This window comes from Prevotella sp. HMSC077E09 (genome assembly GCF_001814685.1).
GTDB lineage: Bacteria > Bacteroidota > Bacteroidia > Bacteroidales > Bacteroidaceae > Prevotella > Prevotella oris.
In genome coordinates this window covers 52,999-75,565 of the sequence record NZ_KV817592.1, presented here as the reverse complement: position 1 = coordinate 75,565, position 22,567 = coordinate 52,999, and the positions used below count along the sequence as shown (strand labels likewise).

Below are 22,567 nucleotides of genomic sequence, written 5' to 3'. Positions count from 1 at the left end.
TCTTATTTTTAGTTTTTTATTACCTTTGCAACTGATAAAAAGCGTTATGATATATCCTGAAGATTTTGAGCTGAAGATTGGATTTACAGAAGTCCGTTCCATGTTACGTGAACGTTGCCTTTCGTCCTTGGGAAAGAGCCAGGTTGATGAGATGACCTTTTCATCTGATGCAGAGACCGTGAACGAGTGGCATGCACAGACCGACGAACTGCGTCTGCTTCTTGAAGCAAATCCAGATTTTCCATTGAGTAACATTTATGATGTGCGCGAGAGTGTCAGCCGTGCACGCATAGCCAATACACATTTGGAGGAGGATGAGTTCTTTGATCTTCGTCGCTCTCTTGACACAATTCATCGGATTGTACAGATACTTCATCCCGACAATCCGGAGCAAAGAGTAGGGCAGGCACTCTTTCTTTTGGCTGATGGTATAGCCACTTTCCCCCATCTTGTGCAGCGTATTGACCAGGTAATTGATAAGTTTGGGCATATGCGTGATACTGCTTCGCCGGAGTTACAACGCATTCGGCGCGAATTAGTGCGTGCCGAGGGCTCGGTTTCACGTACACTCCATGGCATTCTTCGGGCTGCCCAGGCTGAAGGAATTGTTGATAAAGATGTCACGCCTGCCGTGCGTGATGGTCGTTTGGTTATCCCTGTAGCACCAGGATTGAAGCGTCGTATCAATGGAATTGTGCATGATGAGAGTGCAACGGGGCGCACTGTGTTTGTCGAACCGACAGAAGTTGTAGAGGCCAACAATCATATCCGTGAGCTTGAAAGCGAGGAACGGCAGGAGATAATCCGCATTTTAACGGCGCTTACACAGCATGTTCGTCCGAATGTCCGTGAGATTCTCGACTCTTTCCACTTCTTAGGTGTCATGGATTTCCTGCAGGCTAAGGTGCAGTTGGGTAAAAACTTACGTGCTATATCTCCTCAGCTGAAAGCCACTCCCCACATAGATTGGATAGAAGCTCGCCACCCTTTGCTTGAAAAACAATTGGCTTCTCGTGGTGGAAAGATTGTTCCTTTAGGTATCACATTGACGCCAGAGAAGCATATCCTGATGATTTCCGGCCCTAATGCAGGAGGTAAATCAGTGTGTCTGAAGACAGTCGGACTGTTGCAATATATGTTGCAATGCGGTGTCCCTGTGCCTGTCAGTGAGCGTTCCACCTGTGGAATATTCGACGATGTGATGATTGATATCGGCGACGAACAAAGCTTGGAGAACGACCTCTCAACTTATTCTTCGCATCTGCTCAACATGAAAAACATGATGAAGCAGGCTAATGACCGCACTTTAATACTGATAGATGAGTTTGGAACAGGTACGGAACCCCAGATTGGAGGTGCCATTGCAGAGAGTGTCTTGGATAAATTCTGCAGTAAAGGTGCGTGGGGAGTCATCACGACCCACTATCAAAACCTGAAGCATTTCGCCGATACGCATCCTGGAGTAGCCAATGGTGCCATGCTCTACGACCGCCATGAGATGCGTGCCCTCTTTCAATTGGCCATCGGAAGACCGGGAAGTTCGTTTGCCATTGAGATTGCGAGGAAAATAGGATTGCCCGAAGACGTCATTGCTGAAGCTTCGGAGATCGTGGGCAGTGACTACATTCAGAGTGACAAGTATCTTCAGGACATTGTGCGTGATAAACGGTATTGGGAGGGAAAACGCCAGACTATTCATCAGCGTGAAAAGGATATGGAGAAGACGATTGCCCGCTATGAGCAGGAAATCAAGGAACTTCAACAACAGCGTCGCGAAATAGTTGCGAAAGCAAAAGCCGATGCTTCGGAGCTGCTTCGTGAGAGTAACCGTCGCATAGAGAATGCCATTCGTGAAATTCGTGAGCGCCAAGCCGAAAAAGAAGCTACGAAGAAGATACGTGAAGAGCTTCATCAATTTGAACAGGCAGTAAAAGATGAGCAGCCGTCCGGGGGCAAGAAAGCCCATGGATTGCTGTCGGATGATGACTTTGAAAAGAAAGTTGAGCAGCTTCGTCAACGCAAGGAGCGCAGGGAAAAGCGCAAACAGGAGAAGGCTGAAAAGGCCTTGCAGCCTCAAAAGCAGACGGAGTTTACAGCAGAACTCTCTGTCGATAAGGCTGAAAAGACCTTGGCTGTGGGTGATACTGTGCGCATCAGGGGATTGAAGTCCACGGGTGTCATTGAGTCGATTGATGGCCAGATGTGTACGGTTGTCTTTGGAGATATGCGTTCGAAGATGCGGCTTCATCGTTTGGAATCGGTGACATCAAGCAACGAAGAACCTTCACGGAGCAACGAAACTGCCTATCAAGTAAGTCGTGCAACACGCGATACGATTGATGACCATAAGAAGAATTTCCATCAAGATCTTGATGTTCGTGGCATGAGAGGCGATGAAGCCTTGAATGCAGTGCAGTATTTCATTGATGATGCCATTCTGGTTGGCATGAGTCGTGTGCGCATTCTGCATGGAAAAGGCAATGGAATTCTGCGCAATCTCATTCGGCAATATCTTGCCACTGTGCCCAATGTAGAGCATTATGCAGATGAACATGTGCAGTTTGGAGGTGCCGGAATAACGGTGGTTGATTTGTAAACAGACGTTAAAAGAATGGAGATAACCAATCTTTCTTTTTGCTTTTACAAATTAAATAACTATTTTTGCACCCGCTTTCAAAGGCAAACATGGGCAAGTCCCTTACGGTCAGCTCCCTCGGAATCCCCCAGGATGGGAACGTAGCAAGGGTACTTGGTTGTAGCGACGCGATAAGGATAGCTTGCCCACCCCGCCTCTTTAGCTCAGTTGGCCAGAGCACGTGATTTGTAATCTCGGGGTCGTTGGTTCGAATCCGACAAGAGGCTCAAGGATGAAGACAAAGAGAATGTCTCATCTTTCGATTTTTCTTATGAGACTAAGAGAAATGAAACAGAAACAGACCTTGTGCATATCGCAGAGATATTCGCAAGGTCTGTTTTCGGTTTATGCGGTGAAATCTCCATGGTCTGTTGTTTTATGATTTGCCATATTGGTATCAATGGCATGGAAATTTCAAAGTTCAGAATGCACGAAAGGCAGGACAAGAAGAGTTAGAAAAAGGCTTGCATGAATGTTGTTTAAGGCTTCTTGAACTGTGATGAAATTCAGACGCTTTATTTGACAAAAGGCCTTTCAGGAGTGCCTTCATTCTGAATAAAAACCTCTCTGGCTTCAAATACGCGATTTTTGAGTGGTTTAATCAAAGCATTGACAATCATGTTATTATGTATTCTTTGGCGAGTGTTGCCATCATTTGATATGGAGAAATGCTGCAAAATAACGTGAGATTACCTCGTAATCTGTATTGTTTTGGGCTGTGAAATGCATCATTTGGCAGTCTGAAATGACTCATGTTGCAACTTCAAGTGAGGGATATGGTGATTTTATGTGCATGAAATGATAGAGAAATGTCTTATATTTTTATTTCTCATTTCTATTTGCTCCGAAAATCAGTACCGTTTTATTTGTAGTTTATTCTTACAAAATATAAGGAGCAGGCAAAGGCTTTTTATGACATATGAAGTAGGGAAAAACAATTGCGCCCGCTCCAAATGGAGAGGGCGCAGAAGGCTTGTTGGCTTTTATCTTTTCTTTCCATATCTGTCAATCAGTGTATGTTTTTTCCCTTGAATGGCTTCGAAGTAAGGCGGTTCACTGCGCAATTGCATGTCATCATAAATGAATTCGGCAATTATGGTGTCTTTTCCATCGGGCAGAATAAGTCCCATTTTCCCATTCTTCTCTGCGATGACAGGCATCATGCAGAGGTCATCGACATAGACGTAGGGCGTGCGGAGAAAATCGTAAAGCGGGTGAACGAGGATGTTTCCTTCATGGTCTTTGATGCCAAACTTCCCGTTTTCCTCAAACACTTCGTGGAATTTGATGTATTTCTTCTTGATGCGTTGCAGGTAAGCTACAATCTTTCGGGGATTGTTAATCATTCGATGCCAGTAACTGTAGGTGTCGCAATAGTTGGCAGCTGCACGCGTGATGACCATCTTCCAATCAAGTCCGCTGATGGCTTTTCGGTTCAAATCGATATAGCGGGCAATAGCTTTTTCTTTCTCCGGAATACTTAATTTAGACAGTGATTCCTCGAATTTAAGCATGATAGTCTTTGAACCTGACATGCCTTTAATATAGCGATGAATCTGTCGGCTCATCTCGTTGCATACAAATTTGTCGATTTCTGCCAACTCAATCTTGTCGACATAAAGCTCATCAAAATTCTCTGCGGTTATCTTTTTCATATTAGTGTCCTCCATTGTTTTTGCCAAAGGTAACGATTTTTAATTTGATGAAAGAATGAATTACTTTGAAATGTGACATATATATGTTATAAAACATACCTTAACCATTATTAACCGGTTTTCGGACACAATTGTTACTTCATTTTGTTGGGGATTTATTTACCTTTGCACCTATAATAAATAAAGGTATAAAACAATGAATTCTATTTATCCATTTGAGCAGTGGCCACTTGATTTACTGGTTGACTATGTGTTGAAAGTGCATCATCGGGGGACGCGCGAACAAGGGCCTGTTATCCTCAACAAGCTGATAGAAGTGGCTGAGGCACACCGGGAAGACAATCCAAATCTGTTGAAAGTGACGGATCATTTTCGCAATTCGCTTTACGATTTGGATACACATTGCACGAAAGAAGAGCGTGTGCTCTATCCTTATATCCTTGAAATGTTCAGTGCACACAGTATCGGACAAACGGTTACACCATTCCATTGCGGCACAATTCAAGGGCCTATAGGCGTGATGATGGCTGATCACAGTGATGAACTCGACCGGCATAATCGTATCGCTGAATTGACCGATAATTATAAAGCTCCCGAAGGTGCAGATGAAGATTACGTTGAAGCGATGCAACTTCTGAAGCAGTTTCGCCAAGGACTTGACGAACATGTTGCACTTGAAAACGAAGTTGTGTTTCCAATGGCATTGAAACTTGAGGGGCTGGCGGTAGAGTAAAGGGATTAATTTATGAATAATTGAATATAGAAATGAATAAGATCAAGATGTTTTTAGGTGCTTTGTTGGGTTCGGCATTGACTGCATGTGCCCAGAATGAGAATATCACAAGTGTGGACGCAAAGACCTTTCAATCGGCAATTACGAAAGACAGTGTGCAACTTGTTGATGTACGTACGGCCGGCGAATATGCCACCCGGCATATTCTTTATGCGGTGAATATCGATGTCCTGCAACCCGATTTCAAGGAAAAAGCAGGGAAAATGCTGGATAATTCAAAGCCAGCATATGTTTATTGTCGTTCTGGAAGACGCAGTATGACGGCGGCAAATATTCTTGTGGGAATGGGATTTAAGGTGGTTAATCTAAAAGGTGGAATAGAGAGCTATCCTGTAACAGAAAAATGATAAAAGGATATTTCGTTGTCGGTGGGCTTTAAGCATGTGGCTTGTAAGCCCCGCTTCAGAAAAGAAAAGGCAGAGAAATCTCGATAAAGCGGTTTGCCTTTTCTTTCTCTTTTAGGAGCGACAGGAGCTTTTCAGCCCTTTTATTTGTGGTTTAAAAAGGTTTGGAGATTGACCGCTTTAGTTCTGTCCATGATGATGAAAATGTCAATCAGCCACCAAACGCCCAATCCTCCGCAGGTGAATAGCTTCAGAATGCCCAAGCCAATATCACCGACGTAGAGGCGGTCGATACCTAAATGGCCTGTGAGAATTGAAAGAATGATACTGATGGTTGGGTCTTTCAACTGTGACATAAACAAGCTGGCATGGCTGTAGTCCATTTGTGTCAGTTGGTTTTTGATGCTATCGAGTGACATCAGGGGCAGGCGACTGGCGTAGATGCAAATGAGTTGTTCTACTTGATTTTGTTCCATGTTTCAAATGTGATAGAGGTTTCTGACAATCAGCCATGCAAAGAATGTAATGACATAAAGCCATACGGCAGGTTTGCTTTCAATGATTTTTTTCAGACTGTTTTTATATTTTCCTTGCGGTAGGGCCATCGCTACGAGGAACGAAAGTGCATAGGGCAGGGCGTAAATCAGATAATAATTGTAGGCGATAGCATGCAAAAAGTCTCCATGCAGAAAGGCATGGAAAAAGCGTTGTATGCCACATGAAGGGCAATCAAGCCCGGTAAGAAGTTTGAAAGGGCATTTGGGCCAAAGCTGATAAGATGAAGGATTGGCGATGTATAGAGCCAAGATTGCGACAGCCACCGCAGAGATGACTGCCCCAATTTTTATCTTACTCACAATCAGTGCATTTTAGAGTAGGCCAAGAAGAATTGCAGAATAGTATAAATGGCCCCAATAATAAAGCCAAAGACAATGCCGTAAGTGCTGTATTTCTTGGCAGTTTCAGCTTCAGCGATTGCTTCCTGATAATGTCCTGTTGCATAGAGGCTGTCGACTTTGCTGGCCTTGATAATGGCAACAATGCCAAAAGGAAGGCAGCAACACACGGTTGTGAAGATGGCAAGTGCAAGGTTGTTGTTGGGTTTAGGCATAGGAGGTGTGGTTTCCTGGCATGCGGCTTTTACTTCATTTTCGATTTGAGCTTCCTGTTGAGGTGTGAAATTTTGCTCGTTGAGTTGTTCGTTGTCCATGTGTTTAATGTTGTTGGAGACTGTTGTTATACAAGCATGTGCATGTCTCCACTATCTGCCCATGCTGCTTTTTTGTTCGTTTACAGAGCATTTGTATTCTGTTTTCTTGCCCGACGGTCATACCTTGTATAAGTCTTTGCCTCCGGCATATTCATTCAGATAATGAATGATTTCGCAAAGTTAATCATTATTTGCGGCTCTCACAAATGATGCGTGGAAAATCTGTAAAATAGATTAATTGCCGGATAGCTTGCCCATTCAAGGCTTTCTCCTTACATCGCGCCCCTCGAACTTGCAAATGGCATCAATCCATTCGGGCAGCATGGGAATAGACTCGTTCCGTTCAAGATCAAAGGCTACCATGACAGTGCGACCGATGCATTTCACTTCTTGTGTGTCAATATCTACAAGGCGTTGGATAAGCGTGAAACTCTTTGTTCCAATCTCGGTAATGGCAGTTTGCACCTCAACTCGGTCGGTACTGTGCACCTGGGCGAGGAAGTCGGCTTCTACATGAACTGCAAAAATGGCATGATTGCCTTTGGGAATGTTGCACACTTTGCGCACATAGTCAATCTTTGCTGTGTCATAATATTGGAAATAGGCCGTGTTGTTGATGTGTCCGAACTGATCGGCATCGGTAAATCTCAATTGAATTTGCAGTTTATGATGAAATTCTGTCTGTTCCATTTCCCAAAGATATTTCTTTCTGTTGATAATGCTGTTGGAGAGCGGACGAGTGTCCGTTGTCCGTTTTCAGTTGCAATATTCGCATTTTTTCCTGACATATACAAATATTTCCCACTTGATTTGAGATTTCGTTGAGAATATGGGTGCTGCTTTATAAAACGACAGTTGGAGCTTTCAGAAGCTTGTGTCTTTGGTGTATGAGGTCGTTTGAGAATGAAACTGTATTGTGTGCGTTTGCTTTTTTAATAGCTTGTTAAACTTTGTTTGTATTGTCTGTTTTCGTCAATATTTCGTTTTCTTATGGATAAATTTGTCGTATTCATAATAAAAGTTTATCTTTGTAGACTAAATTACGCATAATCTGTCAACTTACGATTCATGCTTATGGTGTTTGTATTCACTATAGTAGCTACTGCGGACTTTTGGTATTAAATTATCAGTCAGATGCGGATAACTGCATGATATCATTCCCCCCCTGATGACTTGTCGGTGGGGAGGTGAAGTTGTATGCATTTTTGTACACTTAGCCAATGTTATTGATTTGAAGAAGATATTAAAATACTTAGGATTCCCTATTATTGAGGAATTTCCATTTATCGTTATATACATATTATTAATGGGTTCGGATACCTTGCGTAATCTTCATGGGAGACTGTTAACTTTTGATCCCCAAGTAGGTTATGGCAATTTGTTTGGAAGGTATGCTATCTATTTTTCTATGGCATACATTCTTAGCTGTATAATTGTTTTTAGGAGATGGACCAAACCTTTTATTTATGGTTTCTTTTTGTTGTTCTTCTTCTTAGAGACGTTTCTTCTTGTCTTTTTTGGTTTTCATATATCTGCTAAGTTGCTTACACTTCTATATGAAACTACACCCAATGAAAGCAGTGAATTTATTAAAACATTTTTATTCAGTTGGGATTTCTCTCTTTTTGTATCCATTGCTGTTTTATTGGTCTGTGCTATTATCTTTTTAGAGAAACTCTATAAAAGATATAAAAATAAGTTTTTTACGGAGAGGTTATGTGTATATATTGGCGGTTGTGTTTTCTTGTTGCTTTTAACTTCGGTCTTTTATGGAAGAACGTATGTGGATTTGCTTAATATGCATACAACCGATGAGGTCTGTATATGGAGTGGCAATAAGTTCTGTAACCCTAATGATCCTTTTACAAATTTGTTGGCTGCCTGTAGATCTGTTAGTGTCTCTTCTAACGAGATGGAGCGAGAAGTTATTGCAACAGAAAATGCGGGAGGAAAGATTGTATCGGATGATAGTTTAAATGTTGTGTTCGTAATAGGAGAGTCGTTTATAAAATATCATTCGAGTGTGTATGGTTATTACTTACAAACTACTCCTAATATGCAAAAAGAGCGGGATAGGGGGAATTTGTTTGTATTCAATAATGTGATGTCACCTTATAATTATACGAGTGCTGCAATAAGAAACATGATGAGTACTAATAGTCTCTCTGATGGGGAAAAATGGTATGATTTCCCTTATTTCCCTGCAATATTTAAAAATGCAGGATATAAGGTCTTCTTTTGGGACAACCAAAAGAATGTTTATGATGGGACGGGTGCTTCCTTTGCACTTAATACCCTTCTTTACCAGCCGGTTATACAAAAACTTGCTTATACGAAAACAAACAAAAAGAGTTTTCTTTATGATGCTGAACTTATTGAAGATTTTAAGAAAAACATTGTGAAGCAAAAACTGAATAAGCACAATTTATTTATTTTCCACCTAATGGGACAACATATAAATGCTAAAGAAAGATTCCCTAATAATCGGAAATGGAATTATTTTAAGATTTCGGATATAAAAGCAATACAGAAATACATAAACGATGAGAAAAAACAATCTATTGCCAATTATGATAATGCAACTCGTTACAATGATTTTATATTAAAAGACCTATTTGATTATTTTAATAATACTAACACGGTTTTGGTATATCTGTCAGATCATGGTGAAGAAGTTTATGATTATAGGGATTCACAAGGCAGAGTTGGAGGACGAATGTGTTCGGACTTTGTAAAATATCAATATGATATTCCAATGATTATATGGTGTTCTGACAGATTTAAACGTAAGAATGTAGATTTGTTGTGTAATATACCAAGTTGTACTAATAAACCTCTTTGTTCAGATAATATATGTCAAGTACTGTTTAAGTTGGGCTTTGTCAGTAGCAAATATTATATAGAGGATCGTTGTATTCTTAGTGATAAGTATAAAGCCAAAATTAGGAAAATTAATGGTGATCTTAATTATGATACTCTTAGATTCAATAGATAGGTTATGAAACTGTTATTTATAATCAAGTTATCTCTGTTGTAAAGGGCTTCGAAACATATGAATAATTTAACGGAAAAGAACCATTTAAAATTACTTTTTGGATAGAGGTCTGTATGTACGGCAAAATTATTATTATGCTCAAAGCTAAAATAATTCAGAGTATAGCTGCTTGGAGTTCCTGATATTCCTTTTTCTCAGCAGCTCGTTTGTACTATCTTTGGTTGGTGTAGGAGGCTAACTTGTCATGGAAGAATTAAACTGAGCTAAAATTCTTTCTGGTACCTAATAATGTAGATGAATTTTTGAAAACCATGTATGGTGACTGGAAAACTGTTCCTGATGTAGAACATAGAGAGACACATAATTTTTCTTTTAGATTCATATAATTGAAGTATGACATTACATTTCGAGTATATTGACCGATTAAAAGGCTTTGCAATGCTATGTGTCGTATTGGGACATATCGTATGTTTCACGATGTATGACACTTGGGATATTGCTGTACAGGATATCAATTTGGCTTTTGTGAGTACGTTTCACATGCCTTTGTTCATGTTCTTATCAGGTTTTGTAATCCAAACTCCCCCAAATTGTAAGAAATTAGCTAAGAAGTGTTATCGTTTCTTACTTCCTTTCGTATTCTTTGGTGGGATATATACCTATGTGAGCAACGGGACAATAGAAAGTGCTCTTATTAATGAGTTTAAGAATGGTTATTGGTATTTGATGGTGCTTGCAATGTTCTATTGTTTGCTTACTTTGCAGAAATCAGCCAAGAATAAATGGATTGAATTTATTATTCCATTTGTAGTCTACTTTATTTTATCTATAGCAGTTAAACATCTGCCTTCAAATTCTGTGGATTTATTAAGTTTGGGATTGTGTCGGGCAAATTATCCTTTTTTCATACTCGGGTATTTTGTCAGGAAATATAATTGGATGGAATGGTTGGTGAATAACAATTGGTTATTTACGATTGCTTTATTATCATTTATCCCGGTATATGTTATGTTTCATGAAGGTGTATTCAATCATTTCATTCAGATACTGATAATACTTATTCTTATTGTTATTTTATATGTGTTCAAAAAGAGAGAAAATGATGATTCTTATATGGAGAAAGTTTTGGCATTTATAGGGAAAATTCTTTGGATGTTTATGTTCTGCACTATTTCTTCTTCCTTATCATCAACCTTCGTGGACTTGCTTTGTGGTTTAAGAGTACAGGAAATATATTGATCGAAAGTATTATGTTGGTTGTATTTGCCTCTGGTATCTCTCTCTTATGCATATATTCAGGGAAGCTATTAAAGCAAAGTAATCTTATAAGGAAATACGTGTATGGACACTTTTAAGGGTATCTTCACTTGCAGTAAATAAGGCATATAAGAATGTCACAAGAAATGTCAGGTAACAAATTGATTGCTAAGAATGCGACTATGTTATATGTTCGCATGTTTTTTACATTAGCAATTAGCTTTTATAGTTCCCGAATAGTATTAAAGGCATTAGGTGTATCTGATTATGGCATTTATAACGTCGTTGGCGGTGTAATTGTAATGATTAATGTTCTGACTGGGTCATTAGGAAATGCAACCTCTCGTTTTTTGACATATTCTTTAGGAAAAGATACCCCTATTGTCCTTCAGACAGCATTCTCCACAGCTTATTATATCCATCTTATTCTGGCTATAGTTTTTCTACTGATAGCGGAAACATTGGGGTTGTGGTTTGTTAATACACAGCTTGTTATTCCTTTAGACCGAATGGTGGCTGCTAATTGGGTCTTTCAGTCTGCGGTTGTAAGTACGGCATTAAGTATAACGCAGGTTCCTTATGATGCTTCCATAAATTCTCATGAGAAGATGGGAACTTTTGCCTATTTGCAAATTCTCAATGCTATCCTAAAATTAGGAATTGCCTTTGTCGTTCTTATAACTACTATTATTGATCATTTAATTTTATATAGTGTACTCTATGTTGTATTATCTATTGCATTTTTGCTTTATTATCGGTATTACTGTAAGAAAAATTTTGAAGAGTGCACTCTTCTTCTAACTTTTAAGAAGAAGTTGTTCAAGCAGATGATGGCCTTTTCTTTCTGGAGTATGTTTGGTAGTGTTACTAATACTTTTATGCAACAAGGTCTGAATGTGCTTTTAAATCGTTTTTTTGGAACATTATTGAATGCAGCTGCGGGAATAGCTGGTCAGGTTCAAGGAATTCTATCTGCTTTTACAGGAAATATAACAATAGCTTTTCGTCCTCAAATTATAAAAGAGTATGCGGTGGGGAATTATTCCCGTTTTAATTATTTAATACAGGTAGGAACTAAATTTATGGTCATTGTGTCCCTGTTAAGTATTGTTCCTGTCTATTTTAACCTTGATTTATTGATGAATCTGTGGCTGGATAATGTTCCTAAGGGAGCAGTTGAAATATGTCAAGTCCTGCTACTAACCAATATTTTTAATGGGTTCAATCCTTTCCTTAGTTTTGGAATTTCAGCAACAGGACATATTAAGAAACTTAATATTATCTTAGGAATTATGTATATTGCTTTTATTGGGATTTTCTATTTGGTTCTGAGATTTACGGATTCCTATATTCTTACCTATGCTATAAATCTTTTATTATCGCCAATCTCAACAATAGTTTATCTTTTTGTTTTGAAGAAGAATTTGGAAGAATTTGAAGTTTATAAGTTTGTTTTTTCTTCAATACTGCCAATAATGGCTTTATGCTTATCTACAGGGATCGTAGCATGGGGAATAGCATTGTGTCCTGTTAATGCTTGGGTAAAATTATTTATTACTCTGTTTGTTTGTACTATTTATACGTGCTTAGTCTCTTATAAGTACATTTTGGATATTACCACAAAGACTGTTTGTAAAAATTACATTTTGGAAAAGTTACATATGCAGAAATAAAACTGCATATGTAGAGACTTCCAACACTGAATATAAAAGATTATTAGTTTACATTAATGGTAGCATGTTATCTTGTCTAATATCTAAGTGTGAAGTTTTGATAAGCAAGAAAAATATTGATACCTCGGAGTTATGAATAGCTTTTTTCTTTTCTATGAATCTCTTTCAGTTAGTATTCTATAATATATACTCTTTAATATTTTGTTTTCGGATTTTCCCCTTTCTGGTAGCTGTAAGGAGACCCGTCTTGATACATCCTTGTGTAAGAGTAAAAAAGATACATAGAGGCGGAATAGTCTTGAAGAATGATACTGCACGTCTCATCATAGGATTTAATGGTACAATAGGGCAGTCTAATTGTCAATCGATTTTAAGTATATCAGAAACTGGAAAATTGATTATTTCAGGGTTGACAACCTTGGCAAAAGGAAGCCGTTTAATCATTGATAATGGTAATGTTGAGTTAGGATGTAATTTCTTTTGCAATGGGGATTGTTTCATTAGGTGTACTTCTTCGATTAAGGTTGGAGATAATAATATGTGGGGATGGAACATCATGTTAAACACTTCAGATGGACATTATACTTTTGACAGTGGAGCGGAGCGCCCTCTGGAAGGAACTATTGTGATAGGGAAGCATGTGTGGCTAACATCAAATATTATTGTTGCAAAGAACACAGAAGTGGCTTCTGAGTGTGTTGTTGCTCAAGGAACTTTAGTTACAGGTAAATTTAGTGAGGAACATTGTCTTATAGGAGGTGTACCTGCTAAAATAATAAAGAGAGGTTATTCATGGAAAGCTTAATAAAAGTAGAATCCCTATTCCTCTCTATTATTATTCCTGTTTTTAATGGAGAGAAATATATTTTGAGATGTATTAAGTCCATTCTATCACAGGAATTAAGTAAAGAACTATATGAAATTATATTGATAAATGATGGATCACAAGATAAATCATTAGATATTTGTAATGCTCTCTCTCTGGAGTATAGTCATATTATTGTATTAGATCAACCTAATAGTGGACAAGGTACTGCACGAAACTTTGGAATGAGTATAGCAAAAGGGAAGTATATAACCTTTGTAGATATAGATGATTATTTTCATCCCAAAGTTTTGAAAGATATTTGTAATATTCTTATGGGCCATTCTCCAGAGATCTTGGTAAGTCGTAATACTGCTATGAACTGTAATGGAGAATGTATATGTCAACCAAAATATAAATATGCTATAGGAGAAAAATATATAGGAGAAAAATTACTATTAGATAACTATCTTCCGGCAGCTGTATGGTCTAAATTTTATTTAGCAAAATTCTTAAAGAAGAATTCTATCAGCTTTTTACCAAATATAATTCATGAAGATATTGAAATGAATTTAAGATGCTTTGCTGTAGCTACAGAAATAGAATTTACTAACATAGTTACCTATATGTATTATTGGAATCCTATATCTACAGATAGACTGATGGATGATGATAAGAAGTGTAAATCAATCCTTTCAGATTTGGTTATAGCACATAGCTATAAACATTTGGAAAATAAGTATACTTTGTCTCCAGCTTTGGCAGAATATTTTTGTCAATTATCAAATTCATTGGTAGTTTCTGTGTTTCTACAGTTGATGAAGTTGAGAAATCATATTGCTTTTTCTTCTATAATACAGATTTCACAAAAGACAAAAGAATTAGGCTTAATCCCAATACATGGAAGAACAAGATCAAGAAAAATGGACAAGGTGGCTAAATTGTTATTTTCTTATCGATGGTTTGATTTTCTCATTAAATTCCGTAATAGATTGTGAAAATAGCATTTACCATAGATTCCATGTATAATTCAGGTGGTATGGAGAGGATACTCACCACCATTGCTAATCATTTATCTCAAAATTATACGGTGTACATTATTACAGCTTTTCAAAAGGATAGACCTTACTTTTATCGGTTAGACAATAAAGTGCATTCTTTTGATTTAGGTGTTGTAGTACCTAATGTTAGTGGTTTTACTTTTTATGCTCCTGTGAAAAAGGCATATTGGATGCGTCTAAAGGAGTTTTTGTTTTCGGAACATTTTGATGTTGTAACATCATTAGGAGGATTAGATTTAGATTTCCTACCTAAAATTCATGATGGAAGTAAAAAGATTGTTTGGTTTCATTTTGCTATAGATATTGCTAAAACCACATGGATTAAAGGCAAAGACATAAAATCTAGATTTATTGCTAACCTTATAACTCTGAGAAGGATATATTATGCAAGGAAATATGATAAAATCGTAGTGTTATCTAAAACGGATCTACGTAGATGGCTCCGATATACTAACAAGGTTGTCACTATTTATAATCCAGTGACAATATTTGTTGATGGTTCATCTGAATGCAAAAGCAAGCGTGTTATAGCTGTTGGACGGTTAGATTACCAGAAAGGCTTTGACTATTTAATAAAGGCATGGAAACAAATTTATAAAGAGTATCCTGATTGGAAATTAGATATATATGGAGATGGCCCTTTACGAAAAGAGTTAGAAGTACAAATTAAAGATAATGGGTTATCTCATGTTTTACATTTACAAGGAGTTTCTTCTAATATTGTTAAAGAATATCAGAACCATTCTTTTATTGTTTCGTCATCACGAGCAGAGGGCTTCCCCTTGGTTCTCATAGAAGCAAGCGCATGTGGCTTGCCAATCGTTTCATTTGATTGTCCCAGTGGACCGAGTGAGATTGTTGAGCATGGAGGAAATGGATTTTTAGTCAGCCCAGTTGGTAATATTGATGCCATGGCTAATCGTGTCATGCAGTTAATGGCTGATAAGTCTTTACGGCAGAAAATGGGACGATGTTCATTAGAGTTATCCCAAAGGTTTAAACTTGAAAATATTGCTGCCGAGTGGATTGAACTTTATAATCAATTGGTAAGTTCGTAAGGAATTCAAGGAAGAATTAAAATCTTTATTGATGATAAGCGTAATAAAGTCTGTAGTTGCATGAAAAAACTTTCGATATTAATCCCTGCTTACAACGTAGAACGTTGGCTTCCCCGATGTCTGAATTCAATATTAAGTCAAGTAGAGGATGATATTGAAATCGTCATTGTAGATGATGGTTCCACAGACACTACATTGCAATGTGCCAATGAATTTGCTGAGAAGTGGAATGACATCAGGGTGTTTTCTAAGCATAACGAAGGTGTGGGGGCAGCCCGGAATTATCTTTTAGATAAGGCTTGCGGAGAGTTCATCTGGTTTGTCGATTCGGATGATTATATTGCCGAAGGCGCTCTTCGGCACATTCTTTCGGAGCTGAACAGCACGATAGATTTGTTGAGCGTTTCATATAATGGCGGTGTGTTTACGCCTTTTGAAGGGAGTGCCACCGAATATATACAAAAAGGATATATCAATGGTTATCTTTGGACGAAGATAATAAGACGGAGTGTCATTGAAGACGCTCATATCCGTTTTGACCCTCAAAGATATTCTCAAGAAGACTGGTTTTTCCTGATGCAGGTCTATCCATTATTGGGAAATATCAAGCAGATTACGCTGCAGGCATATGTCTATTGCGATGACAATGAAAATTCCGTGATGCGAGAAGCGCATGCAGAACATACAAGAAGGAATGTGGCCGACTCCCGGGAGACTATTTGTAATTTCAAGAGGTTTATAGATAGTCATCGTGACCAATCCTATAGCTGCGCCTATGAACAATGGATGAATTTCTCTGCAGCCGGCTATCTCTACAGTCTCTTCCCGATTGATTATACCATGGAGGAGATAAATAACGACATCAAGATATTCAGGGAGAAAGGGGTTTATCCGGTTGGGAAAACAGGGCGTAGGAAAGCTGATTTGTTCTTGATATTTGCCAATCATGAGAAGATTTATCTTCTGTTGGTCAAGCTATTTCGGATATTTAAGTAGAGACTTAGGTCTGTCTCTCTGAGGTTTACAGATGATTGTAAGTTGCATCTAAACTATAGAACAGCTTCATTTTCAAGATACAAAATGACTTTTAAGATTGCTTTAACGTGTCGGTTTTGTAAGTATTATTATCCGAATTTTAACATTTCAGATTGCTGCCTTATAGAATATAAAAGATGAAAAAAGGGGAATGATTTTACAGTTTGACTGTGACATCTGCAGATTTTGGGGCATTATACGCCGTAACTTGATGCAGATGACAGGGGCAATTGAGTCAGAATGTGTGATAAAATCATAGAGATTGCCTCGTAACTCAATGCAGATTGTAGTGCTTTTTCATGTGATTTTATGCCATGTTTTCATGTGAATTTTTCTAATGTTTTAATAATCAATGAGTTGCGAACTCGTGGAAAATAGCACTTATTTAGGGCGAGGTAGCGTCTTATTTGAAATGTGCGAGTTTTGTGAAAGAGATTGTAAATATTTTTAAGAACTTATCATATATAATTTACTATATGTAATTATATGGATGGATTTGATAGATTTTGTTAAACAGTAAGATTGATGTTAGAGAAGATATTCAATTTTTTTCTGCCTCTTTTATATTTTACCCCAATATTACGTCATAATTATATGTGCAGGCGTCAATTGCTTCTGCCTTTGTATCATCGTAAGAAAACGGGAAAAAGTAGAGCCAAAGACAGAAAAACTATCATTTACATGGTGCAGCCGGAGACGACATTCTCGGGTGGATTGTCTGATCGTCTCAGAGGTATAACCTCTGTTTATGCAGAATGTAAACGCCGGAATCTGCCTTTTAAGATAGTCTTTGAACCTTTGCATTTGCAGGATTATTTAGTGCCTAATCTGTATGATTGGCAGATTGATGAGAAAGATATCTGTTGGAATACGGAGGAGGTTTATCCTTGCACGCTTCTGACTTATCATCATAATCTTCGTAACTGTTTGCAACTATTTGCACAAAGAACAATTCTTCGTTGCTATTTGAGAAAACCTTATCAGCAAATCCATATCTACTCAAATATGGCAATTGCGGATAAGAAATTCAGTGTTTTATTCAATGAACTCTTTCAACCTTCTGAACAACTGCAAAGGCATATTGATTATCATCTTGGCCAGTTGGGAGGGAAAAAGCAATATATCTCATTGACTTTTCGGTTCAGACAGTTGTTGGGAGATTTTAAGGAAGGCGGAGAAATCTTGCCGGAGCGGGAGAGAGAGGCTTATATTCTTAAATGTATAAAAGGCGTTAAGGAGCTGCATTCGAAATATCCTGATGAGCATGTCTTGGTGACCAGTGACAGTAAGACGTTCTTAGACCGACTTTCTGTGCTTGATTATGTCTATGTTATTCCCGGTATGGTTGTCCACATGGGCTTCACCTTTGACGCGAGTCAAGATGCTTATATGAAATCTTTTATAGACTATTTTATGTTGAGTTATGCGAAGAAGGTGTATCAAATGACAGATAAACGGTTGTTCAGAAGTGGTTTCCCACGTCGGGCTGCCATGTTGAACAATGCTCCTTACGAGGAAATAAAGCTTTAAGAATGGTTAAAGGAAAATTCAAACGAGTTGTTTATCTCGATACGGTTAAGTTTCTTGCTATTTGGATGGTATGCATCGGGCATTCTTATAGATTGGCAACTATGGATTCTCCCTCAATTCTAAATCGTTGGATATATTCTTTCCACATGCCGTTGTTTATGTTGCTGTGTGGGTATTTCTCTTTGAATTCGTTTCAGAAAACATTCTTGGTCTTCCTGAAACAAAAGACCATTCAACTATTAGTTCCTGCCGCTTCTATCACTTTATTGACTATATTTGTCTGTTATATTATGAAGGTTCCTAATCTTTCGATAATAGTAAAGTTGGAATTAATCGGTGGAATGTGGTTTCTGAAAACATTGTTTTGCTGTTTTGTCTTTACTTATATTGCAAAGCGTATAGGAAAGAATGATTTGGTAACCGCAATCGGTTCAATAGTTTTTGCATTATTGTTTCCTCATGGATATTTCCTGCAGTTTAACTGGATGTTGATATTCTTTTGGACAGGATTTTTCCTCAGGTCATATTCCAAAGCCTATGAAAGATATCGCTTGATAGTGACAATAAGTTCTTTGCTTATATTTGTTTTATTATGCGATCATATAGTTCCACAAGTGCTTACTTATGAAGTGCTCTTTCATCATCCTTTGCAGCTTCCACGGCAATATATTACGGGCTTGTCCGGTTCTTTGTCGCTGATTGGTTGTACTTATTATGTGTGTAAGTGGTTGAAAGAACAGACTTGGCTTATCAATAACTTAGCTGAAATAGGTACATATACCTTGGGAATTTATGGATTGCAGTCTATAGTTCTTCAAAGGATATTTGCAAATTATATCCATGTAAATAAAACTTTGGTATCCGATATGCAGTTAGATTTCGTTATAGTGCCATGTATCGGTTTGTTTTCAGTACTTATATGTGTTTTTCTCATACAAGTGTTGAAGCGCGGTAAAATTATAAACTTTTTCCTATTTGGTAATCAGTATTAGAGATGAAAGAACGGTTGGTGGGCGTTGATACGGTTAGTGGAATTATGTTGATTTGGATGATGTATGTAATATTCTGATAGAAGGCCTGTTTGTTTTTAAGAGGTTGATAAAGCAGAATTTAATAAAGACCTCCTTTAGATAATTTAAAAATTAAAATATGTATATATATATACTGATCTTCTTGATAACCGCAGTTCTGGCTTTTTCTTATAATAGAGAGGGCAAACGTGTTTCTCCATTTTTTTTCTTCTCTGTGGCTATATTGTTGGCTCTATTTGTTGCTTGCTCTGATATGTTAGGTGGTTATGACCGTTATATCTATTCAGATGCTTTTACAGCTTATGCAGAGAGAATACAAGCAGGAGAGGGCATTTTTAATGATTCTTTTCAATTACATTTCAATCATGAACCAGTTTTTAGCTTTGTTATGGCTGCTATTGGAAGATTTACAATAAATAGATATATCTTCATCTTCATTACAACGATGCTGATGTATACACTGTTTGCATTTTCTATTTATAAGAATGTGAAAAATCCATTCTTTGGATTAATGCTGTTCGAGGCACTGCTCTTTTTCTTTACGTTTGCTTATATGCGACAAGCACTTGCTGCAAGTGTATGCTGGTTGTCTCTTCCCTATGCTATACAGCGAAAGAGGTTTCCATTCTTCATCTTGGTTATTGTTGCGGCCTTAATTCATAATTCTGCCATTTATTTTGCTATCTTATGGTTTTTACCTTTGCGTAAATACAGTCCTCTGCAAGTTAGAAACTTTATGATAATAGTATTTCTCATAGGGATAACAGGATTGCCTTCAAGATTATTTCTTTTTTATGGAGATGTGGTAGAGACTGCGTCGTCAAAGGCGCTTATGTATGCAGATTCGGCTACAGGGAAGATTAGATTTGAATATATTGCTGAAGCAGTCTTGTTCCTTTATGTGTTGTTGAAAAACTATAGTGCTATTGAAAATGATAAGCGTAGTCTATTGTTGCAGAATATCTATATCATGTTTTGTGTCATTCTCCTGCTGTTTTGTCGCTCTACGGATGGTGGACGTATCGCATGGTATTCGATTATCGGCGTAATAGCATTACTTTCCAACATGTCTCAGAAGAAACGGACTAAAGACGTTGCATCGTTGTCTTTATTGGTTTCTATTTTCCTCTATTTTAGAATTCTTATTATTTGGGGTATTCTATTATATCCTTATAAATCATTCTTTTCTAATGGGCACAGAGCTAATGACCCTGTATATGAACAATATGAATATGATACGCTGTATGATAGAGATAAGTTTTATAATCTATTTGAGTAGTAGATCCTTAACTATTCGATAGCTGTCCATTAAAAAGTAGTACTTTCTTAACATGTTGATAACTGTATTAACTCCTACATTTAATAGGGCGTCACTTTTGCCTTGTATATATCAAAGTCTTTGCAGACAGCACTATCACGATTTTGAATGGTTAATAATTGATGATGGGTCAACAGATGACACTATAAAACTTTTGTCAATATATCAAAGAAGCCAAAATGTAGGAGGATTTCCTATTCGTTATTACAGAAAAGTGAATGGAGGAAAACATACTGCAATAAATATGGGAGTGAGGCTGGCAAGAGGAGAGTTGACTATGATACTCGATTCGGATGATGAATTACCCGATAATTCTTTGAATACCGTAGCTTTGCAGTGGAATCATGTTAAGTGTAAAGAGGCATTGGGTGGTCTTTGTGGTTACATGGCTCATCGAAATGGAGAAGTAATAGGAACTCCACGTCTCAATACTATTAGTTCAACAATAGATTTACGATATAAATATGGTGTGAAAGGAGATATGTGTGAGGTTTATAGAACAGAGATCTTACGCGAATATCCGTTTCCAGAATATGAAGATGAACGATTTGTCCCCGAGGCCTTAGTTTGGAATAGAATAGCATGTAAATATAAATTAAAGGTATTTGAACAGATAATTTATTATCGTGACTATCTTGATGATGGATTGACATCACGAATAACGGAAATACGACGCAATAGCCCCAAGGCCACTTGTTTGTGTTATAAAGAAATGATGCAGTTGAATATTCCAATTAAGTATAGATTGAAAGCTCTTTTGAATTATATCCGTTTTAAGCAAAACTTCATAAAAATATGATTATTACAATTGATCCGAGAATAAAATTCAATTATTCTTCTTATTACTTGTATGGTATACTGCAGCTGGAGGGGAATGTTAGAATTAAATATGATATAAGACCTTTTATAGAGTTATCATACAAGGATCTGTATGAGTATAATTGTGGGATGGCCTTCTTACTCGATAATCAGTATAAGATTATTATAGACTTTGGGGATATTGCCCATATTGATAAGGTTAGATATGAATGGTGTGATATATATGCTAAAGTTAACCCAACGACAGATCAGGTAAAATCTTGTGCAAAGTTGTTGGCAATCGGTCCTGGATTTGGTATATCCCTCTATACTATGTCTTCTTTATTCATAAAAGGGTTATGGCATTTTTATAAAGGATTTCGGTTTATGCAGATTCCTTTGCGAATATTCCTTCGGGATTACTTATATACGAATGTTAGGCGGCGTAAACTTTTGTTTTATGAAACTCCTTCTTTGGTAAGAAATAATTATATCTTTCATGCATCTACATTGTGGTATAATAAGTTTGCAGCAACAGATACAAATATGTATCGTGGAGAATTCTTGAAAGCTTGTAAAAGGGCTGGTGTCGAGATAGAAGGAGGTTTGTTTTATGTGAATGGCACTGCCGTCTTAGAGGAAATGCCTGACTACCCTAAATACAAGGAGAAATATAAAGATTTTATTTATGAAAGTCGTCTTTCTATAGATGATTATATTAAAAAGACGAAAGAGAGTGCTTTTGTTTTTAATACTCCCTCTGTTTGCGAGTGTCATGGATGGAAACTTGCAGAATATCTTTGTATGGGAAAGGCTATCATCTCAACTCCTCTGAAACGTGAGATGCCAGAGGAGTTGGTACATGGTAAGAATATACACTTTGTTGCTTCAATAGATGAGATATATGATGCTGTAGTGAAAATAAATTCTGACGATGTATATCGAAGGAAATTAGAACAGGGAGCTCGAGCCTATTATGAAGAATGGTTATCACCGCAAGCAGTGATAAAACGATTATTTGAAAAAGTAGAAGCTATATATTAAGAGCAGGATTAGATAGAAAGGATATGCAGCATGGAAAAGACGTTTTAGCTCGTGGTCTCAAGAAGCGATTTCTATTAAATTTTATTGCTGTCCGGTAAATCTTTTTCCGCGTATAAAAGTCCAGGTGTATGTCAGAAAGTAAAACTTTGGCGCACCCTCCTGTCTTTTTGGATGGTTCTGATTTTCATAAGTCTGTAATTTAATAAGTGATAAATATGTTTCGAGACTCCCCGAAAGCCTGTTTTTCAGATTTCTTGAGCTTCGGGACTCCCCGACGGCTCATTTTCCAAGAAAACAACTCGTCGGGGTATCCCGAAACATTGTT

Annotated in this window: 20 protein-coding genes and 1 tRNA gene; 16 read left to right on the top strand and 5 right to left on the bottom strand. The window is 37.4% G+C overall.

Annotation, left to right across the window (positions count from 1 at the left end):
- Nucleotides 1-46: 46 nt before the first annotated feature.
- Nucleotides 47-2,596 carry an endonuclease MutS2 gene (locus tag HMPREF2983_RS11595; protein WP_070668579.1) on the top strand — a complete coding sequence of 850 codons (2,550 nt, stop codon included), beginning with the start codon at nt 47-49 and terminating at the stop codon, nt 2,594-2,596.
- 192 nt (nt 2,597-2,788) lie between these two features.
- Nucleotides 2,789-2,862: transfer RNA gene (locus HMPREF2983_RS11590), tRNA-Thr, on the top strand.
- Nucleotides 2,863-3,618: 756 nt separating this feature from the next.
- Here HMPREF2983_RS11590 and HMPREF2983_RS11585 read toward each other — a convergent pair.
- Nucleotides 3,619-4,290: a hypothetical protein gene (locus HMPREF2983_RS11585; protein WP_231291711.1), complete on the bottom strand. Its 672-nt coding sequence runs from the start codon at nt 4,288-4,290 to the stop codon at nt 3,619-3,621.
- A gap of 196 nt (nt 4,291-4,486) precedes the next feature.
- On the opposite strand from HMPREF2983_RS11585, the gene HMPREF2983_RS11580 reads away from it, so the two are divergent.
- Entirely contained in the window at nt 4,487-5,023 is a 537-nt protein-coding gene (locus tag HMPREF2983_RS11580; RefSeq protein ID WP_070668577.1) for a hemerythrin domain-containing protein, read from the top strand.
- 32 nt (nt 5,024-5,055) lie between these two features.
- A complete protein-coding gene (locus HMPREF2983_RS11575; RefSeq protein WP_070668574.1) occupies nt 5,056-5,430 on the top strand; it encodes a rhodanese-like domain-containing protein in 375 nt (124 codons plus the stop codon).
- 140 nt (nt 5,431-5,570) lie between these two features.
- On the opposite strand, the gene HMPREF2983_RS11570 is transcribed toward HMPREF2983_RS11575, so the two are convergent.
- The 4 genes from HMPREF2983_RS11570 to HMPREF2983_RS11555 all read right to left on the bottom strand — a co-directional run bounded on the left by HMPREF2983_RS11570 (nt 5,571) and on the right by HMPREF2983_RS11555 (nt 7,327).
- Nucleotides 5,571-5,903: a TM2 domain-containing protein gene (locus HMPREF2983_RS11570; RefSeq protein WP_070668572.1), complete on the bottom strand. Its 333-nt coding sequence runs from the start codon at nt 5,901-5,903 to the stop codon at nt 5,571-5,573.
- Between the two features lie 3 nt (nt 5,904-5,906).
- Complete coding sequence (locus HMPREF2983_RS11565) at nt 5,907-6,284, bottom strand: DUF2752 domain-containing protein (protein ID WP_004376796.1); 378 nt, start codon at nt 6,282-6,284, stop codon at nt 5,907-5,909.
- 2 nt (nt 6,285-6,286) lie between these two features.
- Nucleotides 6,287-6,637, bottom strand: coding sequence for a CD225/dispanin family protein (locus HMPREF2983_RS11560; RefSeq protein WP_004372401.1), 351 nt, complete (start codon nt 6,635-6,637; stop codon nt 6,287-6,289).
- 258 nt (nt 6,638-6,895) lie between these two features.
- A complete protein-coding gene (locus HMPREF2983_RS11555) occupies nt 6,896-7,327 on the bottom strand; it encodes an acyl-CoA thioesterase (protein WP_004372405.1) in 432 nt (143 codons plus the stop codon).
- Nucleotides 7,328-7,868: 541 nt separating this feature from the next.
- On the opposite strand from HMPREF2983_RS11555, the gene HMPREF2983_RS11550 reads away from it, so the two are divergent.
- The 12 genes from HMPREF2983_RS11550 to HMPREF2983_RS11495 all read left to right on the top strand — a co-directional run bounded on the left by HMPREF2983_RS11550 (nt 7,869) and on the right by HMPREF2983_RS11495 (nt 22,242).
- A complete protein-coding gene (locus HMPREF2983_RS11550; protein ID WP_168166211.1) occupies nt 7,869-9,632 on the top strand; it encodes a phosphoethanolamine transferase in 1,764 nt (587 codons plus the stop codon).
- Between the two features lie 393 nt (nt 9,633-10,025).
- A complete protein-coding gene (locus HMPREF2983_RS11545; protein ID WP_070668569.1) occupies nt 10,026-10,871 on the top strand; it encodes an acyltransferase family protein in 846 nt (281 codons plus the stop codon).
- Nucleotides 10,872-11,023: 152 nt separating this feature from the next.
- The gene (locus HMPREF2983_RS11540) at nt 11,024-12,562 is read left to right on the top strand and encodes an MATE family efflux transporter (RefSeq protein ID WP_070668566.1); all 1,539 of its coding nucleotides are present in this window, start codon (nt 11,024-11,026) and stop codon (nt 12,560-12,562) included.
- A gap of 298 nt (nt 12,563-12,860) precedes the next feature.
- Nucleotides 12,861-13,367, top strand: a complete 507-nt coding sequence (locus HMPREF2983_RS11535) for an acyltransferase (RefSeq protein ID WP_246829407.1) — start codon at nt 12,861-12,863, stop codon at nt 13,365-13,367.
- Entirely contained in the window at nt 13,355-14,365 is a 1,011-nt protein-coding gene (locus HMPREF2983_RS11530) for a glycosyltransferase (RefSeq protein ID WP_070668560.1), read from the top strand. Before HMPREF2983_RS11535 ends, HMPREF2983_RS11530 begins: the two co-directional genes overlap by 13 nt.
- Nucleotides 14,362-15,486, top strand: a complete 1,125-nt coding sequence (locus HMPREF2983_RS11525) for a glycosyltransferase family 4 protein (protein WP_070668557.1) — start codon at nt 14,362-14,364, stop codon at nt 15,484-15,486. The genes HMPREF2983_RS11530 and HMPREF2983_RS11525 overlap by 4 nt, the downstream gene beginning before the upstream one ends.
- Before the next feature lie 60 nt (nt 15,487-15,546).
- Nucleotides 15,547-16,482 (top strand): glycosyltransferase family 2 protein, encoded by a 936-nt coding sequence (locus HMPREF2983_RS11520; protein WP_070668556.1) that lies wholly within the window; start codon nt 15,547-15,549, stop codon nt 16,480-16,482.
- 720 nt (nt 16,483-17,202) lie between these two features.
- Nucleotides 17,203-18,051, top strand: a complete 849-nt coding sequence (locus HMPREF2983_RS11515; protein WP_246829406.1) for a hypothetical protein — start codon at nt 17,203-17,205, stop codon at nt 18,049-18,051.
- 2 nt (nt 18,052-18,053) lie between these two features.
- Complete coding sequence (locus HMPREF2983_RS11510) at nt 18,054-19,043, top strand: acyltransferase family protein (protein WP_070668550.1); 990 nt, start codon at nt 18,054-18,056, stop codon at nt 19,041-19,043.
- A gap of 157 nt (nt 19,044-19,200) precedes the next feature.
- A complete protein-coding gene (locus HMPREF2983_RS11505; protein ID WP_070668547.1) occupies nt 19,201-20,361 on the top strand; it encodes an EpsG family protein in 1,161 nt (386 codons plus the stop codon).
- Nucleotides 20,362-20,413: 52 nt separating this feature from the next.
- Nucleotides 20,414-21,199, top strand: coding sequence for a glycosyltransferase family 2 protein (locus HMPREF2983_RS11500; protein WP_070668544.1), 786 nt, complete (start codon nt 20,414-20,416; stop codon nt 21,197-21,199).
- Nucleotides 21,196-22,242, top strand: a complete 1,047-nt coding sequence (locus HMPREF2983_RS11495; RefSeq protein ID WP_070668541.1) for a glycosyltransferase — start codon at nt 21,196-21,198, stop codon at nt 22,240-22,242. The genes HMPREF2983_RS11500 and HMPREF2983_RS11495 overlap by 4 nt, the downstream gene beginning before the upstream one ends.
- Nucleotides 22,243-22,567: the final 325 nt, after the last annotated feature.

Bases quoted from the DNA above. Each gene is read 5' to 3' on its own strand.
- HMPREF2983_RS11545 (WP_070668569.1), top strand. From the start codon at position 10,026: ATGACATTACATTTCGAGTATATTGACCGATTAAAAGGCTTTGCAATG.
- HMPREF2983_RS11505 (WP_070668547.1), top strand. From the start codon at position 19,201: ATGTATATATATATACTGATCTTCTTGATAACCGCAGTTCTGGCTTTT.
- HMPREF2983_RS11510 (WP_070668550.1), top strand. From the start codon at position 18,054: ATGGTTAAAGGAAAATTCAAACGAGTTGTTTATCTCGATACGGTTAAG.
- HMPREF2983_RS11555 (WP_004372405.1), bottom strand. From the start codon at position 7,327: ATGGAACAGACAGAATTTCATCATAAACTGCAAATTCAATTGAGATTT.
- HMPREF2983_RS11595 (WP_070668579.1), top strand. From the start codon at position 47: ATGATATATCCTGAAGATTTTGAGCTGAAGATTGGATTTACAGAAGTC.
- HMPREF2983_RS11580 (WP_070668577.1), top strand. From the start codon at position 4,487: ATGAATTCTATTTATCCATTTGAGCAGTGGCCACTTGATTTACTGGTT.
- HMPREF2983_RS11495 (WP_070668541.1), top strand. From the start codon at position 21,196: ATGATTATTACAATTGATCCGAGAATAAAATTCAATTATTCTTCTTAT.
- HMPREF2983_RS11515 (WP_246829406.1), top strand. From the start codon at position 17,203: ATGGTGCAGCCGGAGACGACATTCTCGGGTGGATTGTCTGATCGTCTC.
- HMPREF2983_RS11500 (WP_070668544.1), top strand. From the start codon at position 20,414: ATGTTGATAACTGTATTAACTCCTACATTTAATAGGGCGTCACTTTTG.
- HMPREF2983_RS11585 (WP_231291711.1), bottom strand. From the start codon at position 4,290: ATGAAAAAGATAACCGCAGAGAATTTTGATGAGCTTTATGTCGACAAG.
- HMPREF2983_RS11570 (WP_070668572.1), bottom strand. From the start codon at position 5,903: ATGGAACAAAATCAAGTAGAACAACTCATTTGCATCTACGCCAGTCGC.
- HMPREF2983_RS11540 (WP_070668566.1), top strand. From the start codon at position 11,024: ATGTCACAAGAAATGTCAGGTAACAAATTGATTGCTAAGAATGCGACT.
- HMPREF2983_RS11575 (WP_070668574.1), top strand. From the start codon at position 5,056: ATGAATAAGATCAAGATGTTTTTAGGTGCTTTGTTGGGTTCGGCATTG.
- HMPREF2983_RS11530 (WP_070668560.1), top strand. From the start codon at position 13,355: ATGGAAAGCTTAATAAAAGTAGAATCCCTATTCCTCTCTATTATTATT.
- HMPREF2983_RS11520 (WP_070668556.1), top strand. From the start codon at position 15,547: ATGAAAAAACTTTCGATATTAATCCCTGCTTACAACGTAGAACGTTGG.
- HMPREF2983_RS11560 (WP_004372401.1), bottom strand. From the start codon at position 6,637: ATGGACAACGAACAACTCAACGAGCAAAATTTCACACCTCAACAGGAA.